The sequence below is a fragment of the Erysipelothrix aquatica genome (assembly GCF_009828825.1).
Classification (GTDB): domain Bacteria; phylum Bacillota_I; class Bacilli_A; order Erysipelotrichales; family Erysipelotrichaceae; genus Erysipelothrix; species Erysipelothrix aquatica_A.
On record NZ_WTTA01000005.1, the window covers coordinates 108,970 to 123,096 of the forward strand.

General features: G+C 37.5%; 13 protein-coding genes, 1 pseudogene, 1 riboswitch and 1 other annotated feature. Of the genes and pseudogenes, 12 read left to right on the forward strand and 2 right to left on the reverse strand.

Features of this window, described 5'->3' with window-relative positions; all coding sequences use genetic code 11:
- Window positions 1-38 precede the first annotated feature (38 nt).
- The 8 genes and pseudogenes from GVV22_RS09985 to GVV22_RS11080 all read left to right on the forward strand — a co-directional run bounded on the left by GVV22_RS09985 (window position 39) and on the right by GVV22_RS11080 (window position 9,168).
- Window positions 39-980 (forward strand): zinc dependent phospholipase C family protein, encoded by a 942-nt coding sequence (locus GVV22_RS09985; protein ID WP_236261951.1) that lies wholly within the window; start codon window positions 39-41, stop codon window positions 978-980.
- A gap of 32 nt (window positions 981-1,012) precedes the next feature.
- Window positions 1,013-1,555 carry a ribosome hibernation-promoting factor, HPF/YfiA family gene (gene hpf / locus GVV22_RS09990; protein ID WP_159649918.1) on the forward strand — a complete coding sequence of 181 codons (543 nt, stop codon included), beginning with the start codon at window positions 1,013-1,015 and terminating at the stop codon, window positions 1,553-1,555.
- A gap of 60 nt (window positions 1,556-1,615) precedes the next feature.
- Entirely contained in the window at window positions 1,616-2,020 is a 405-nt protein-coding gene (locus GVV22_RS09995; RefSeq protein ID WP_159649919.1) for a cell division protein SepF, read from the forward strand.
- A gap of 5 nt (window positions 2,021-2,025) precedes the next feature.
- A complete protein-coding gene (locus tag GVV22_RS10000; protein WP_159649920.1) occupies window positions 2,026-2,505 on the forward strand; it encodes a DivIVA domain-containing protein in 480 nt (159 codons plus the stop codon).
- Window positions 2,474-2,688 (forward strand) — a binding site (T-box leader). Its footprint overlaps the gene before it by 32 nt.
- Window positions 2,689-2,722: 34 nt before the next feature.
- On the forward strand, window positions 2,723-5,440 hold the full coding sequence (ileS, locus tag GVV22_RS10005; protein WP_159649921.1) for an isoleucine--tRNA ligase: 2,718 nt from the start codon (window positions 2,723-2,725) through the stop codon (window positions 5,438-5,440).
- Window positions 5,441-5,442: 2 nt separating this feature from the next.
- Entirely contained in the window at window positions 5,443-6,153 is a 711-nt protein-coding gene (locus tag GVV22_RS10010; RefSeq protein WP_159649922.1) for a TrmH family RNA methyltransferase, read from the forward strand.
- A gap of 459 nt (window positions 6,154-6,612) precedes the next feature.
- A pseudogene (locus GVV22_RS11075) lies at window positions 6,613-8,547 on the forward strand (polysaccharide lyase family 8 super-sandwich domain-containing protein); the annotation flags it as partial.
- Window positions 8,545-9,168, forward strand: coding sequence for a polysaccharide lyase beta-sandwich domain-containing protein (locus GVV22_RS11080; RefSeq protein WP_236261953.1), 624 nt, complete (start codon window positions 8,545-8,547; stop codon window positions 9,166-9,168). The pseudogene GVV22_RS11075 and the gene GVV22_RS11080, both read left to right, overlap by 3 nt.
- A gap of 75 nt (window positions 9,169-9,243) precedes the next feature.
- Here the strand turns inward: GVV22_RS11080 and GVV22_RS10025 are convergent, their stop codons facing one another.
- Window positions 9,244-9,855 (reverse strand): superoxide dismutase, encoded by a 612-nt coding sequence (locus GVV22_RS10025; RefSeq protein ID WP_201290719.1) that lies wholly within the window; start codon window positions 9,853-9,855, stop codon window positions 9,244-9,246.
- Window positions 9,856-9,901: 46 nt separating this feature from the next.
- Window positions 9,902-11,380, reverse strand: coding sequence for a carboxypeptidase M32 (locus GVV22_RS10030; protein ID WP_159649925.1), 1,479 nt, complete (start codon window positions 11,378-11,380; stop codon window positions 9,902-9,904).
- Between the two features lie 106 nt (window positions 11,381-11,486).
- Between GVV22_RS10030 and GVV22_RS10035 the strand changes: the two genes are divergently transcribed.
- From GVV22_RS10035 to GVV22_RS10050, 4 genes are all read left to right on the forward strand, one after another.
- On the forward strand, window positions 11,487-11,966 hold the full coding sequence (locus GVV22_RS10035) for a phosphatidylglycerophosphatase A (protein WP_236261952.1): 480 nt from the start codon (window positions 11,487-11,489) through the stop codon (window positions 11,964-11,966).
- Window positions 11,967-11,984: 18 nt separating this feature from the next.
- On the forward strand, window positions 11,985-12,665 hold the full coding sequence (locus tag GVV22_RS10040) for an AAC(3) family N-acetyltransferase (RefSeq protein WP_159649926.1): 681 nt from the start codon (window positions 11,985-11,987) through the stop codon (window positions 12,663-12,665).
- Between the two features lie 31 nt (window positions 12,666-12,696).
- Window positions 12,697-12,787: riboswitch (TPP riboswitch) on the forward strand.
- Window positions 12,788-12,810: 23 nt separating this feature from the next.
- Complete coding sequence (locus GVV22_RS10045; protein WP_159649927.1) at window positions 12,811-13,323, forward strand: energy-coupled thiamine transporter ThiT; 513 nt, start codon at window positions 12,811-12,813, stop codon at window positions 13,321-13,323.
- 53 nt (window positions 13,324-13,376) lie between these two features.
- Window positions 13,377-13,910 (forward strand): DUF402 domain-containing protein, encoded by a 534-nt coding sequence (locus tag GVV22_RS10050; protein ID WP_159649928.1) that lies wholly within the window; start codon window positions 13,377-13,379, stop codon window positions 13,908-13,910.
- The last annotated feature ends 217 nt before the right edge of the window (window positions 13,911-14,127 follow it).

Consider the following 14,127-nt stretch of genomic DNA (forward strand, 5'->3'; position numbering starts at 1 on the left):
AGGTGGCCGTCATACCTAATGTAATAACACACGGATTGATGGCGCTCGACGTTTACAACAAACTAGAGGTGTCAGAAGTCCAAGAGGCAATCGCAAAACATCCTAAAGCTTACTTGCTTGGGAGTAACGGACCTGACCTTCTTTTTTACTACAAAGCCTTGCCTTGGCAAGATCAAGCTTTGAATAAAAAAGTCGGTGGGTATGGAAACTTAGTTCATGTCGAACACATTAATGACTTCTATCGTGAAGCTGTATCATTTGTTCGTCAAGTTCAAGATCCAGAACGACGTGCAATTCTCATTGCATTTCTTTCGGGACATTTTATGCATTGGTCACTAGATATGTTAGCACATCCATTTGTGTTCTATCGCGGTGGCGAAATTGCAAATGAAACGAAATACTGGCATTTCCGTTACGAGTCAATGATTGACGCCCTCATGGTATCTTACGTAAAACGAAGAGACATGAAAAAATTGAAAGCGACACGATTTGTGGATGTTGATGCGACGGAGCGTCGTGTTATCGCATCATTTTACCAAATGTTATTGGCAAATGTGTTTGATATTCAAACGAGCCCACAAGTCATAGAAGAATCAATTGTGACTTTCAAGACGGCACTTGGATTCTTATATGATCCAAGTAACATCAAGACGCCTGTCATCCGGGCATATGAAAACAAGTTCTTGGAACCCTGGGCACTCACGAGTCATGTGGTGAATGGAAAACTGGATTCAGAACATGATGTGCTTAATTTAAAACACGATGTTTGGTCAAATCCAACGGATATAAACGATACATCGCGACTAAGCTTCGTCGACTTGTACGATTACTCAATTAAACTAGGTGTAATCCTTGTTGATCGTCTCAATGAAGCACTTGCAGATCCTAGTGTGACATTTGATGACATACTCAGAGATTGCCAATATGATACAGGGCGACCTGTTGGTAAAGAAATGAAGTATTACAATAGTATTTATTAAATCTATAACACTATAATAGGGAGGGTTTTATTATGTTAATCAGTATTCATGGAAAAAACGTCGACATTACAGAGGCGATGTACGCAGCAGTAGAGGAAAAATTGGAATTCTTACACAAGTATTTCGAAATTGACGATACATGGCGTGCAAACGTTGTTGTTAATACATACCCAACAGGCGTTAAAGTTGAAGTAACTATTACTTCAAAAATCGGACCATTACGTGCAGAAGTAATGACCGAAGATTTCTATGCTGCACTTGATAAAGTGGTCCATAAATTAGAAGATCAAATTCGTCGTCATAAGACACGTATTTCTAAGAAAAACCGCGAAGGCTTATCACAAGCATTCATTTCAATGATCGAAGATCAAGAGGCAGAAACAAAACAAAACGAAGAAGCAGAATTAGTAAGAACCAAAACAATTGCTGCAGAAAAAATGGACCTAAGCGATGCAATCTTAAACATGGAAATGCTTGGTCATACATTCTTCATTTATACTGATGATGAAACCAATGAAGTAGCTGTTGTTTACAAGCGTTTAGATGGTGACTATGGTCTGCTTGAGGTAGAATAACAAAATTTATTTTAAGTTCAGTAGAAAAAATGCTATAATTACACAAATGGAGGTTTGGATATGAGCTTTAAAGACAAACTTAAAAACATTCTAACGCCGGTAGAAGATGACGAATACCTAGAATTTTCAGATGATGAGGTAGAAACATTGAGCGATTATGAAACACCACGCGCAAGCGATGGAACAAAATTACCAAGTGATACAAAGATGGTTCTATTCGAACCAAGATCCTTTGAGGAGTCTGAGGAAGTAGCACGTTATTTAAAAGAAAAACGCGCTGCTGTTGTAAACTTACACCGTTTACAACGTGATTACGCACAGCGTACGATTGACTTTTTAACAGGTGTCGTCTTTGCACTTGATGGATCAATTCAAAAAATAGGTCATAATGTAATTCTATGTACTCCTAAAACAATTGGTGTACAAGGTGAAATCAGTATGAACCTTGAAGAATTTGATTCTTAGACACTATGTCAAACAATCATGCATTTCGCATTATGAAACAGGGATACGATCGCTTTGAAGTAGATCAGACAATCTCGGAACTAGAACGTGAACGCGTTTTGTTGCAAAAACAAACACAAATCTATAAGAAACAGATTGATACACTCCAAGAACAACGTGACCTCATTAAAAAGAGGTATCAACAACTTGTTGGCGAAATCACTGTTCGTGAACGAGCGTCAGAAGAAATGTCACGCCTTGCCCTTCGTGAAGCAAACGACATTATTGAAAATGCTTATTCAAATGCAGATATGATTGTTCGTGAAGCAATGTCAACATCGCGTCAAGTGCTTGTTGAGATTGCACGAATTTCAAATGAATCGAACTTGCTTCGTGATGAATTGAAAGATAAAATTAAAAATCTAGAAGAAGCGATTGAAGGACTTGAACTTCCCGAAGCGCCTTATTCATTAATAATTGGCGATGACCAAGACAATAATCAATAAGCATCCCTTGCAGAGACTTCGTGGTTGGTGAGAACGAAGAGGGCCTTATGGGTTTATCACTTGTGAGCTTGTTTCTGAACACTCTATGAATAAAGTAAGAAACACGTCGGCGGCGTTACCGCATTTGAGTGCACAATTTCTAATTGTGAATTAAGGTGGTACCGCGTCGAAGACGTCCTTATCTAAGGACGTCTTTTTTTGTATATAGGAGGAAATTATGGAATACAAAGATACACTACTGTTACCGAAAACAGAATTTGAAATGAGAGGGAATCTCAGTAAAAAAGAACCACTCATCCAAGCAAAATGGGATGAAGAAAATCTCTATGAAGCAATGCAAACAACCAGAGAAGCAGAAGGTGCGCCACTCTTTGTATTACATGATGGTCCTCCATATGCTAACGGAAACATACATATTGGTCATGCATTAAACAGCATTCAAAAAGACTTTATTGTCCGCACAAAATTCATGGCAGGATTTAAAACACCCTTTAGACCAGGTTGGGATACACATGGACTACCGATTGAAAATGCAATTCAAAAGTTAGGTGTAGATCGTAAATCAATGCCGTTACATGAATTTAGAGCGCTTTGTGAGAAATATGCACGTGAACAAGTTGCAATCCAAATGAAAGATTTCAAATCACTTGGTAAAATTGGTGATTACAAAAATCCTTACATTACACTCAATAAAGACTACGAAGCGCAACAAATTCGCGTCTTTGCGCAAATGGCACTCAAAGGTATGATTTATAAAGGATTAAAACCTGTTTATTGGTCACCATCCAGTGAGACAGCACTCGCAGAGGCTGAAATTGAGTATCAAGATCGACGTGATCCAGCGATTTATATTGCGTTTGATGTTGTTGATGGAAAAGGTGTCGTAGAAGAAAATGATAAACTGGTCATTTGGACGACAACACCATGGACTATTCCGGCAAACCTTGCAATTTCAGTTAACCCAGTGATGACTTATGCACGTGTAAAAACTGATAAAGGGGTTCTTGTGATGATGCAATCTCGCATTGAATCCGTAATGAAAGAATTAGAAATTGAAAACTATGAGATTTTGACAACATTTATGGGGTCAGATATTGAATATGTTACATACAAACATCCGCTTTACGAACGCATTTCACCTGTATTAAATGGTGATCACGTAACTGATGAAGCTGGTACAGGTTGCGTTCATACAGCTCCTGACCACGGGGTAGAAGACTTTGATGTTGCTGCAAAATATGACATTAAACCGTTTGGACCTGTTGATGCACAGGGTCACCTCAATGAAAAAACAGGTGAGTTTGCAGGCATGTTCTTTGAAAAAGCGAACAAAGCCGTTACACTACGTTTAGAAGAAGAGGGTGCACTCTTAAAAATGGGTTGGATTACTCACAGTTATGCACACGACTGGAGAACGAAGCTTCCAATTATTTACCGTGCTACAACGCAATGGTTTGCATCGATTGATGGAATCCGTCAACAAATTCTTGACGAAATTGCTAGTGTTGAGTGGTATCCAAAATGGGGTGAAAAACGCATGCATAATATGATTGCAGATCGTGGTGACTGGACAATTTCACGTCAACGTGCGTGGGGTGTTCCAATTCCAATCTTCTATGCAGAAGACGAGTCACCAATCATAGATGCAGAAGTCTTCGAACATGTTGCGACACTCTTTGAAGAACATGGTTCAAATATTTGGTTTGAGAAAGAGGCTGCTGAACTGTTGCCTGTTGGTTATACACATCCGAATTCTCCAAATGGAATCTTTACAAAAGAAAAAGATATCATGGATGTGTGGTTTGACTCAGGATCATCGCATACAGCTGCATTAAATCACAACGAAACACCACTTCCGGTTGATGCATATGCTGAAGGAGCTGACCAATTCCGTGGATGGTTTAACTCATCACTCATTATTTCAGTAGCGTTGTACGGCATTGCACCTTACAAAGCAGTAATTACGCATGGTTTCATCAAACTGGATTCTGGTGAAAAAATGAGTAAATCAAAATCTAATGGGCTCAGTCCAAATGAAATCACATCCGAAATGGGTGCAGACATTTTACGCCTCTGGGTGGGAAGTGTTGATTACCACTCAGACATTACAATGTCAAAAGACCTTCTAAAACAAGTGAGCGAGTCATACCGTAAGATTCGAAACACATTCCGATTCATGCACGGTAATTTGAACAACTTCAACATTGATACTGACGGTATTGCAATTGAAGATTTATCGTTAATGAACCGGTATGTCTTGAACGAAGCGATTCGTGTAAATAACGAAGGGCGTAAAGCGTATGAAGGTTACGATTATCAAAAAGTAACAACAGCAGTACTCAATTCACTAATTAATACGATGTCGTCATATTATTTAGACTATACAAAGGATATTCTTTACATTGAGAAAGAAGATGACCGTGCACGACGTGAAATTCAAACTGTCATTTATCATACACTCGATACATACTTAAAACTCCTTGCACCAATCTTGCCACATACAACAGAAGAAATGTATCAAATCTTTAAACCAGAGCAGGGAAGCATTCATCTCACAAAATTTGCTGACATTCGAGATGAAATCATTACTGAACAAGAAAAAGCGGACATGCAAGATCTCTTTAAGGTTCGCGAAACAGTATTTAAAGCACTCGAAGTCAAACGTGCGGATAAAGAAATTGGGAAATCACTGGAAGCAGCGGTTGCAATTTCAATGAATAGTGCGACATTAGCACGTGTCGAGTCTATTCTTGGAAAACATCTATCACAATGGTTTATTGTGTCACATGTAACTCTTGAAGCCGTCGAAAGCGAAGCAATTGACGTAACGGTTACGAAATACGATGGTCAAACTTGCCAACGATGCTGGAATGTTGTGAGCTCAATTAACGATGCAGGATTGTGTGAGCGTTGTGATTACGTCCTTCATAGTTAATTATGAAAATTACATCCGTCAATAACGAAACCATCAAGTCACTCTTAAAATTATCAAAGAAAAAGTATCGTGATGCTAATGGTAAACTTCTTGTCGAAGGAGAACACCTACTTCAAGAAGTAAAGGCATCTGGACTTAAACACACAACTTATGGTATCGGATCAGGATTTGATGTGGAAATTACCGATGTCATTGCACACAAACTATCGACGACTCAATCAGGATCAACACTGTTTACTGAAGTTGATAAACCACAGCATGGATGGCCACAAAATGGGAAACGATTCATACTTTGTGATGGGGTCCAAGATCCAGGGAACCTCGGCACGATAATACGCACCGCACACAGTTTTGGATTTGATGCAGTCATCGTTTCGAACGATAGTGTGGATGAATTCAATGATAAGGTTGTCCGATCAACCCAAGGGTCGATTTTCCATATGCCAGTTATACGAATGTCACTCGAAGCCGCAATCACCCGTTTGAAAGGTGAATCTGTATCGGTCTATGCAACATACTTGGGAGATAATACAGTGCCATTGTCAGCAGTTACCGATAATGCAATTGCTTTTGTGGTTGGATCAGAGGGACAAGGTGTCAGTGATGTAGTTCTCAAACGATGCGATGGCACCACAAAAATAGAAACCAGTAATTTTGAATCATTAAATGTTGCGATTGCGACTGCAATTATTTGTTATACATTCAGGCAATAAACTAAAACGTTACATTATGTAGCGTTTTTTTTAATTCTTTGATTCCGTAGATACTGGTAAAATGACGAAAGACATTTATGCGTCCACATTCTAAAAATAAGTCGTTGCACGAAACTGAAGAGACCGAAATGAGCATAAACAATCTTGTGTAAAACATACGCAATTTTGGTGTTTGTATTTCGAGGCTAAAATCGTTAGTTACTCAAGGTAATGCTTAGAAAGCCATTAAGAAGTGGTTTTGATAGACATTGATTGCACGCAAATATAATAAGTTAAATACAGTTGCTCAATTGACATCGAGATGCGGTGTGCTATTTTAATAATCGAAGCGTTTTCACAGGAGGAATAATGAAACGATTATATAAACTAGGAACAATACTACTCTTTATTATGGTACTAGGAATTGGATCTGTACCATTTATGCCAATCTATGGTGACGAAGCACACGATATAGAAGTAATGACCCAACGATGGAACCAATCGCTAACTGGAGATTTAGGCGTAGATACGGGCCTACAATCAAATGTATATGTTAGAGATTATGTTCAAAAAATTTCAAATGATGGTACGCAAGTTAACCAGATACTCAATAAAGATACGAATCGGACTTCTTTATGGGCGCGTAATGATAAAGAACTCAAACACGACTATCTCTCACGAAATGTCAAAAATATCGGAATTTTGACCAAAGATTACGCAACATACGGTACTGCCTACTATCAAGATAGTACTATGTTACAAACGATTAAAGACGCATTACGACACATTGTAGAAATCGAACAATACAATGGACAAGGATACTATGGAAACTGGTGGAACTGGCAAATCGGAATTCCGCATGAATTGATAAATATCCTTTTCATGATACAAGATACTTTGACGCATGAAGAGCTAAACGAATATATCGGAATCTTAAAATTATATGTACCAGATCCCTATAAATAACTTTTTGGTCAAGGAAGCAGTGAAGTATTTGTTCCTTTTGTCTATACAGGACCACAAACTTCAGGAGCTAACCGGACAGATTTTGCCTATACTCGTCTTGGTATCGGAATACTTGACCAAAATCCAGAAATTATCGCTGAAAGTATCGAAAGTATTAAGGGCGAATTTGACTACGTTACGCAAGGTGAAGGGTTTTATGATGATGGAAGTTTTATTTTTCACGAAAATAAGCCGTATGTAGGTTCATATGGAATCGAATTAATAAAAGCCGTCACAAAAATACTGACAATTGTGAACGAGACAGCATACGATCTTCCAGCAACAACAAAAGATCGATTCGTTGCAATGACCTATAATGCAACGGTCCCAGTTATGTTCAAAGGAACATTTCTACCTTTTGTTAAAGGACGATCAATTGCACGCGAATATGTTCATAATAGAGATGCATCAGGATCTGATAGCGTAAAAGTACTCGCGCAAGCAGGAGACTTACTTAATAACAATCAAGGCATTCAACTACAAAACTCAATGCAATACTGGATTCAACAAGATCCAGAATACTACCTCAAAATAAGCTCTAGTATCGCAGACTTAGTAACAATGAACGATTTTATCAATCGAGATACGCTGCCAGCAGATTTTGTCCCACTTAGAGGAAGTAAGATGTTTTCAAATATGGACCGATACGTATACAGTGCTCAAGACTACCACTTAGGGCTCTCAATGTATTCCAACCGAGTATCAGCATATGCCACAGGCAATAAAGAGAACTTAAAAGGGTGGCATATGGCAGATGGAATGGTTTACCTCCAAAACGAGGACAAGCAATTCGGAAAATCATACTGGGCGACTGTCGATATGTATCGTCTACCTGGAATAACGGTAGACACGCGACCTCTAGAAGATACAACTGAAGCATGGGTTTCATACCTTTCGCCACAAAAATGGGTTGGTGGAACAAGTAATGATACTAACGCTGTTATTGGAATGCAACTTGATAAAAATGGCATGAAAAATAATGGTAAAAACATGGGTATGGATTTAACCGCTAAAAAATCATGGTTTGTGATGGATGGAAATATCATTGCACTTGGGACGGATATAAATGGAACAACCCCAACAACAATCGAAACAGTCGTTGAAAATCGCATCCTTGATAGTGATACAGGTTATACGTTGATAGATAAAGATGAAAAAGCAATTACCGACGGAAAATACAATGTGAAAAAAGGAGAATGGATGATTCTTGGAGCGTATGAATCTTCGAACAATCTCGCATACATGATGCTTCAAGATCAATCCGTCACCATTCAAACGGAAACAAATACAGATACATATTTGCAACACTCAGAGACTGAATTAAGTGGCAATGAATATACTGATACATATAAGAAGATTATTGTGAATCACGGTGCTAACGTGCAAGAAGCAACGTATGCGTACATGATGGCACCTGCCGTAGAAATCAGTTCCTTAAGTACTGTGGAGGATTTCTTTGAGATTATTGAGAACAACAAAGACGTTCAAGCTGTTCTTGATAAAAAACACAATACGTTGGGGATTAATGTGTGGAGCCAAGGACCTCATAAGGTGATGGACTATACAATACATTCACCAACATCGGTTCTAATTGATGAACATGCAAAGTCATTTGATATTAACGTTGCAGATCCAACTCAAGCACAAGATTCAATCATGATCTCAACGGATGTTGAATTTTCAGAAGTAATTTTACCTAATAATGTATCTCAAATTGGAAATAATGTATTTGTTGTTGACACGAGAAATTTAAATGGTGTTACAACAACGATTACACTCAACAAAAAAGAGAAAGTGATGCCAAAACCAGGAGGAGAAACAACCCCAAAACCAGGAGGAGAAACGACACCAGAGCCAGGCATAGAGGTTAACGAAATTGTAGAAAATGATAAATCAAGTGATTCAAAATCGGATCCCTTACCGCCAACGGGAGTGAGTGGCTTTGGGATAAGTCTTGGTGCAATGCTAATCATTATAGGAGTCATTGTATTCTGTTTCGATACTAAAAAGAAAATAAAGAACATTGATTAGAAAAAGATAACAAAAAAACGGTACCAAATGTACCGTTTTAGTTTGTATACTGTTTTCAGATTTCCTTGAGGTTAACTAGACTGCAGCTTCAAATAATTCAGCAACTTTACTCCAATTAACAACATCGAACCAGCTTTGGATGTAGTCTGGACGTCGGTTTTGATAATTGAGGTAGTATGCATGTTCCCAAACATCTAGGCCAAGAACAGGAACAAGTCCATCCATAAGTGGATTATCTTGATTAGGTGTTGAAATTACTTCCAATTGTTTGTCAGCATTTACGACTAACCAAGCCCAACCTGACCCGAAACGAGTTTTAGCTGCTGCATCAAATTTTTCTTTAAATGCATCAACTGAACCGAATGTGCTATTTATAGTTTCTAACAATGCACCTTCAGGTTGTTGTCCTGTTGCAGGAGCCATGATTTCCCAAAACATTAAGTGGTTTAAATGACCACCACCGTTATTGCGAACAGCAACACGAATGTCCTCAGGAACATCATTTATATTGCGGATTAAATCTTCTAAAGATTTATCCTTCAAAGCTTCATGTTTATCTAAAGCCGCATTTAAATTTGTAATATATGTTTGGTGATGTTTTGTATGATGGATTTCCATTGTACGCGCATCAATTTGTGGCTCTAAAGCATCATAAGCATAAGCCAATTCTGGTAGTTTGTATGTCATAATAGTACTTCCTCCTAATGGCTACATCATAGCACATGGGGTCGGGTCATTCAAAAGGTATGCCTACTAATGTACTATATTTTGAAATTAAATAATTCACATAATAATTTGGATTAAAAGCCTCTCCGCAGACTTTCAAAATAAGGTCCTGTGTTTCGATTGACCCGCCAAATTGGTGAATGTTTTGACGTAGCCAATCAAATATTAATGATAAATTTCCGTCACGTAATGTTTGTTCCACATCAAGATTTTTCTCCATCGCCGCCATAAACTGTGCAGCATATGCTGTACCAAGTGCATATGTTGGGAAATAACCAAATGATGCATCGGACCAATGAATGTCTTGTAAAATCCCTTCGCTTACTGATGCAGGTGTTAATTTTAAGATACGAGCCATTTCGTCGGCAAACTTTTGATCAAGCCCATGTGCGTCGTGCGCCTCAACAAACATCAATTTTTCGATATTGTAACGAACAAGAATGTGCAGTGGGTATGTCAATTCATCAGCTTCAATACGAATTGCGCCACGTTCAACAAAGTTGATACCGCGAATAAATTCATCAAGTGAAACGCTTCCAAGAACATCAGGTATAATTGCTTGTAATTTTGGATAAAGCGGTGTCCAAAATGCAGCAGAACGACCAATCATGTTTTCTAAAAAACGACTCTGCGATTCATGCAAGCTCATGCTCATCGAATCAGCGATAGCGTAACCCTCAAATTCTGGGTTAACTTGATGGTTATACATGGAGTGACCAATTTCATGAATTATCGAGAAGATACTTTGTGTAAAGTCATTTTCGTGATATGTAGTTGTAATACGAGTATCGTTGATTGAAAATGTACTACTGAAAGGATGCTCAGCTTCGCCAAGAAGACCAAAATCAATACTATAACCAAGATGTGTCATTACTAACTCAGAAATTTCACGTTGTTTTGAAATTGAAACAAAAGCACTCATAAATGCAGGACGCGGTGCTTGGTTTTCAATTACCTTATCGATGAATGGTACAATTTTGTCATTGATCGTTGTAAAGAAATTATCGACAATGTTAATTGTTAATCCTTTTTCATAATCATCTAAAGATGCGTCATAAATGGATGCACCATTTGGTCGATATGAAATAACGTTTCGATGAGATGTGATTAATTCATTCAGGTTCTCAACAAAAGTACTATAGTCCTTATTTTTACGGCTATCAGCCCATACATTATGAGACGCAAGTTTTAGATTTTCAAACGCTACGTACTCATCGTAAGGGATATCTTTGATTTTATTTAAGCTCTCTAACATTTGCGCCGCACTTTTAGCGATAATTGGATCCTCATTTAATAAAGCGTCAGTTAAGGCTACATAGGCTTCATGACTGGTGAACAATGAAAAGTACTCACCAGATAAAAAAGACATTACGCTATTTCGATATGCATCTCCCATTTTAGGTGCTATCGTCTGCGCATCAAACGACATCGTTGTTAATGCTAAAGAATAAGCATTCAATTTATTGTTTAATTCTGAAAAGTTCATAATATACCTCCTGAAATTATTGTACTTCATTCAATCCCAAAGGGATACTATGTTTTACAGAAAAGATGATGTATAATTAGGTGACAAAGTACTGGAGGACTCAATAATGAATGAAATGTATGATGACTGCATTGCGTTATTAGAAGAACGCGGTGTAACCCTTAAAGATATAGTTGATTGTGTGGTTTATCTACAAAAAGACTACATCGCGAACATTCACGAAATCGATATTGAAGATATCGTTAAAAGCGTAATCCGAAAAAGAGAAGTACAAAATGCATTGATGACCGCTATTAATATTGATATTCAAGTTGACAAGGGTGCATTTGGTAATGAAACAATTCAAAATATCATAAGAGTTGATGAAGGATTATATGGTATTGATGAAGTTATGGCATATGGAATATGTAACCTTTATGGTTCTATTGCACTCACAAATTATGGTTATATTGATAAAGTAAAACCTGGAATTATCGGAAAACTCAATGATCATGATGCAGGGCAATGCAATACCTTTATCGATGATATAGTCGGCGCAATTGCAGCTGCAGCTGCGAGCAAGCTTGCACATTCACATAGTAAATAAAGGCTGGAAAGGGAACATATGGAACAGAAAGTGAATCAAGATCAAATTCAATCACTCCTTAAGCGACTTGATGTCCCTTCAGACGGTGTATTAATAATACATGAAAATAGCAATGTTCCTGCACTTGTATCAAAATATGTGCTTGATATGCTGTTAAAAAATATAGAAGACCGAACTGTTTCGATAATTGGTGATAATACGTTTAATAATAACGTATCCCAAAAGGTACTAAAACCACTTGTTACAACCCAAGAACGAATTATTCTCTCATCGGGAAGAATGCTTCAATTAATGCTCTTAAAAGATGAGACAACATTTGCCCACCATCCGTCTTTAATGATTGGACATATAGGTAAGTACGCAAAGTTCTTTGCCAGACATGTTAAAGTCGATTACCCATACGGTGATAAATCGATATTTCAAGATATGTACGAGTTAAATGCAACAATACTCTTTCTTGGAGAACCCGCACATGTTCCAGAAGCTAAACTTGCATATGCCCACGACATAACGAAGTCAATTAAAAGGAATACAGCAATTAAAGATGGAGAAATAATTTCATTTTTAGATATAGATATTGACGAAACACCGTTATTATCGAAAATTGTTAATTCGAATATCCTGTTGTTTGAAGAAATTGAAAATGTAAAAATCTATGGGATATCCTACAGAATGCTCGTTGACTTCATTACAAAGTGACATTGAAAAAACAAACATAAATGTTATAATTAAAAGTGAACAGGGGAACCAAATGGTTGAGAAAATAACCCTCAAAACCTGATCTAGTTAAGACTAGCGGAGGGAGTTCTGTTTTTACCCTGCGCCTTGTGTGGAGGTTTTTTTTATGAAAACAAAAGATTTAGTTCTAATTGCCATGTATGCCACCTTATTTACAGTATTGGAGTATATAAGTGTTACATTTGGATTATTGAAAATGCCCCAGGGTGGAAGTATTTCCATTAGTGCAGTAGCATTGATTATAGCGAGTTATCACTTGGGATTTAAAAAATCTTTGCTAGTGTCTACAATTTCCATCATCATTATGCTGTTAATCACACCTCCGTACTTTCTCACTGTAGGACAATTCATGGCAGATTATGTATTTTCTTACATGTCATACTCTACAGCGGTGCTCTTTAAAGATCTAAGGTTTGAAGACAAGACATTCCCCACTGGCGCAATTATGTCGAATGCTCTGCGATTTATGTGGCATAATATTGCAGGATGGCTTTTCTTTGCTTCGTATTACGAAGGGAACGTCCTTGGCGGAGTGATGCTTTACAATGCGTCCTATATGGTGCCGACGATGATAATAAGTGCATTTTTAGTTCTATTAATAAGACCAAAATTGAAATAAGAAAATTATATTTTAAATTAGCTATTATTGAATATTGATTGGGAGGGAACATTATGAAACCGAAAGTTGGAGAAGTAATCTACGTACAAAGTTATAAGCATGACGGATCGCTTCATAGAACATGGTCAAGTGGAACGGTATTATCAGCCGATGACGAGAAAATTGTTCTCATTACATATAAAACGTGGGTCGTCGAATCTGATGGACGTCGGTGGTTTACTAGAGAACCCGCAATTTGCTTCTACTATTTAAATCGTTGGTATAATGTCATTGCTATGATCCGTGCTAAAGGAGTTTATTATTACTGCAATCTTGCTTCGCCAAGTGTGTACGACGGCGAGTCATTGAAGAATATAGATTATGATTTGGATGTGAAAGTATTTCCGGATGGTAAGTATATCATTTTGGATGAAGATGAATTTGAATTGCATCAAAAAAAGATGCACTATAGTGAATCCATCATAAGAATTGTTGAAGATGAGAAAAATCGCCTCGTTGAACTGGCTAAACATAAAGAATATCCATTCAAAGACGATACTATTCATCGTTATTTCGACAAATATTTATCAATCCACGAGTTTAAGTAACCTCGTGGATTTTTTTTGCAATAAATGAGTTTTATGTTTGACAACTGGCCCCTGAAGTAGTATTATATGTAGGCACTCAAGAGAACTTTAGTGCAAAATGGTCTTTGAAAACTAAACAGGAAACGTCAATTTCAAAAGAAATACAAGAAATAAACAAAACTCGTCAGAGTATAAAAATGAGAAAGAATCAAATGGAGAGTTTGATCCTGGCTCAGGA

Excerpts from the sequence above, each read along its gene's own strand:
- GVV22_RS09985 (WP_236261951.1), top strand. The coding sequence starts at position 39 with ATGGCGCTCGACGTTTACAACAAACTAGAGGTGTCAGAAGTCCAAGAG.
- hpf (WP_159649918.1), top strand. The coding sequence starts at position 1,013 with ATGTTAATCAGTATTCATGGAAAAAACGTCGACATTACAGAGGCGATG.
- GVV22_RS09995 (WP_159649919.1), top strand. The coding sequence starts at position 1,616 with ATGAGCTTTAAAGACAAACTTAAAAACATTCTAACGCCGGTAGAAGAT.
- GVV22_RS10000 (WP_159649920.1), top strand. The coding sequence starts at position 2,026 with ATGTCAAACAATCATGCATTTCGCATTATGAAACAGGGATACGATCGC.
- ileS (WP_159649921.1), top strand. The coding sequence starts at position 2,723 with ATGGAATACAAAGATACACTACTGTTACCGAAAACAGAATTTGAAATG.
- GVV22_RS10010 (WP_159649922.1), top strand. The coding sequence starts at position 5,443 with ATGAAAATTACATCCGTCAATAACGAAACCATCAAGTCACTCTTAAAA.
- GVV22_RS11080 (WP_236261953.1), top strand. The coding sequence starts at position 8,545 with ATGGCACCTGCCGTAGAAATCAGTTCCTTAAGTACTGTGGAGGATTTC.
- GVV22_RS10025 (WP_201290719.1), bottom strand. The coding sequence starts at position 9,855 with ATGACATACAAACTACCAGAATTGGCTTATGCTTATGATGCTTTAGAG.
- GVV22_RS10030 (WP_159649925.1), bottom strand. The coding sequence starts at position 11,380 with ATGAACTTTTCAGAATTAAACAATAAATTGAATGCTTATTCTTTAGCA.
- GVV22_RS10035 (WP_236261952.1), top strand. The coding sequence starts at position 11,487 with ATGAATGAAATGTATGATGACTGCATTGCGTTATTAGAAGAACGCGGT.
- GVV22_RS10040 (WP_159649926.1), top strand. The coding sequence starts at position 11,985 with ATGGAACAGAAAGTGAATCAAGATCAAATTCAATCACTCCTTAAGCGA.
- GVV22_RS10045 (WP_159649927.1), top strand. The coding sequence starts at position 12,811 with ATGAAAACAAAAGATTTAGTTCTAATTGCCATGTATGCCACCTTATTT.
- GVV22_RS10050 (WP_159649928.1), top strand. The coding sequence starts at position 13,377 with ATGAAACCGAAAGTTGGAGAAGTAATCTACGTACAAAGTTATAAGCAT.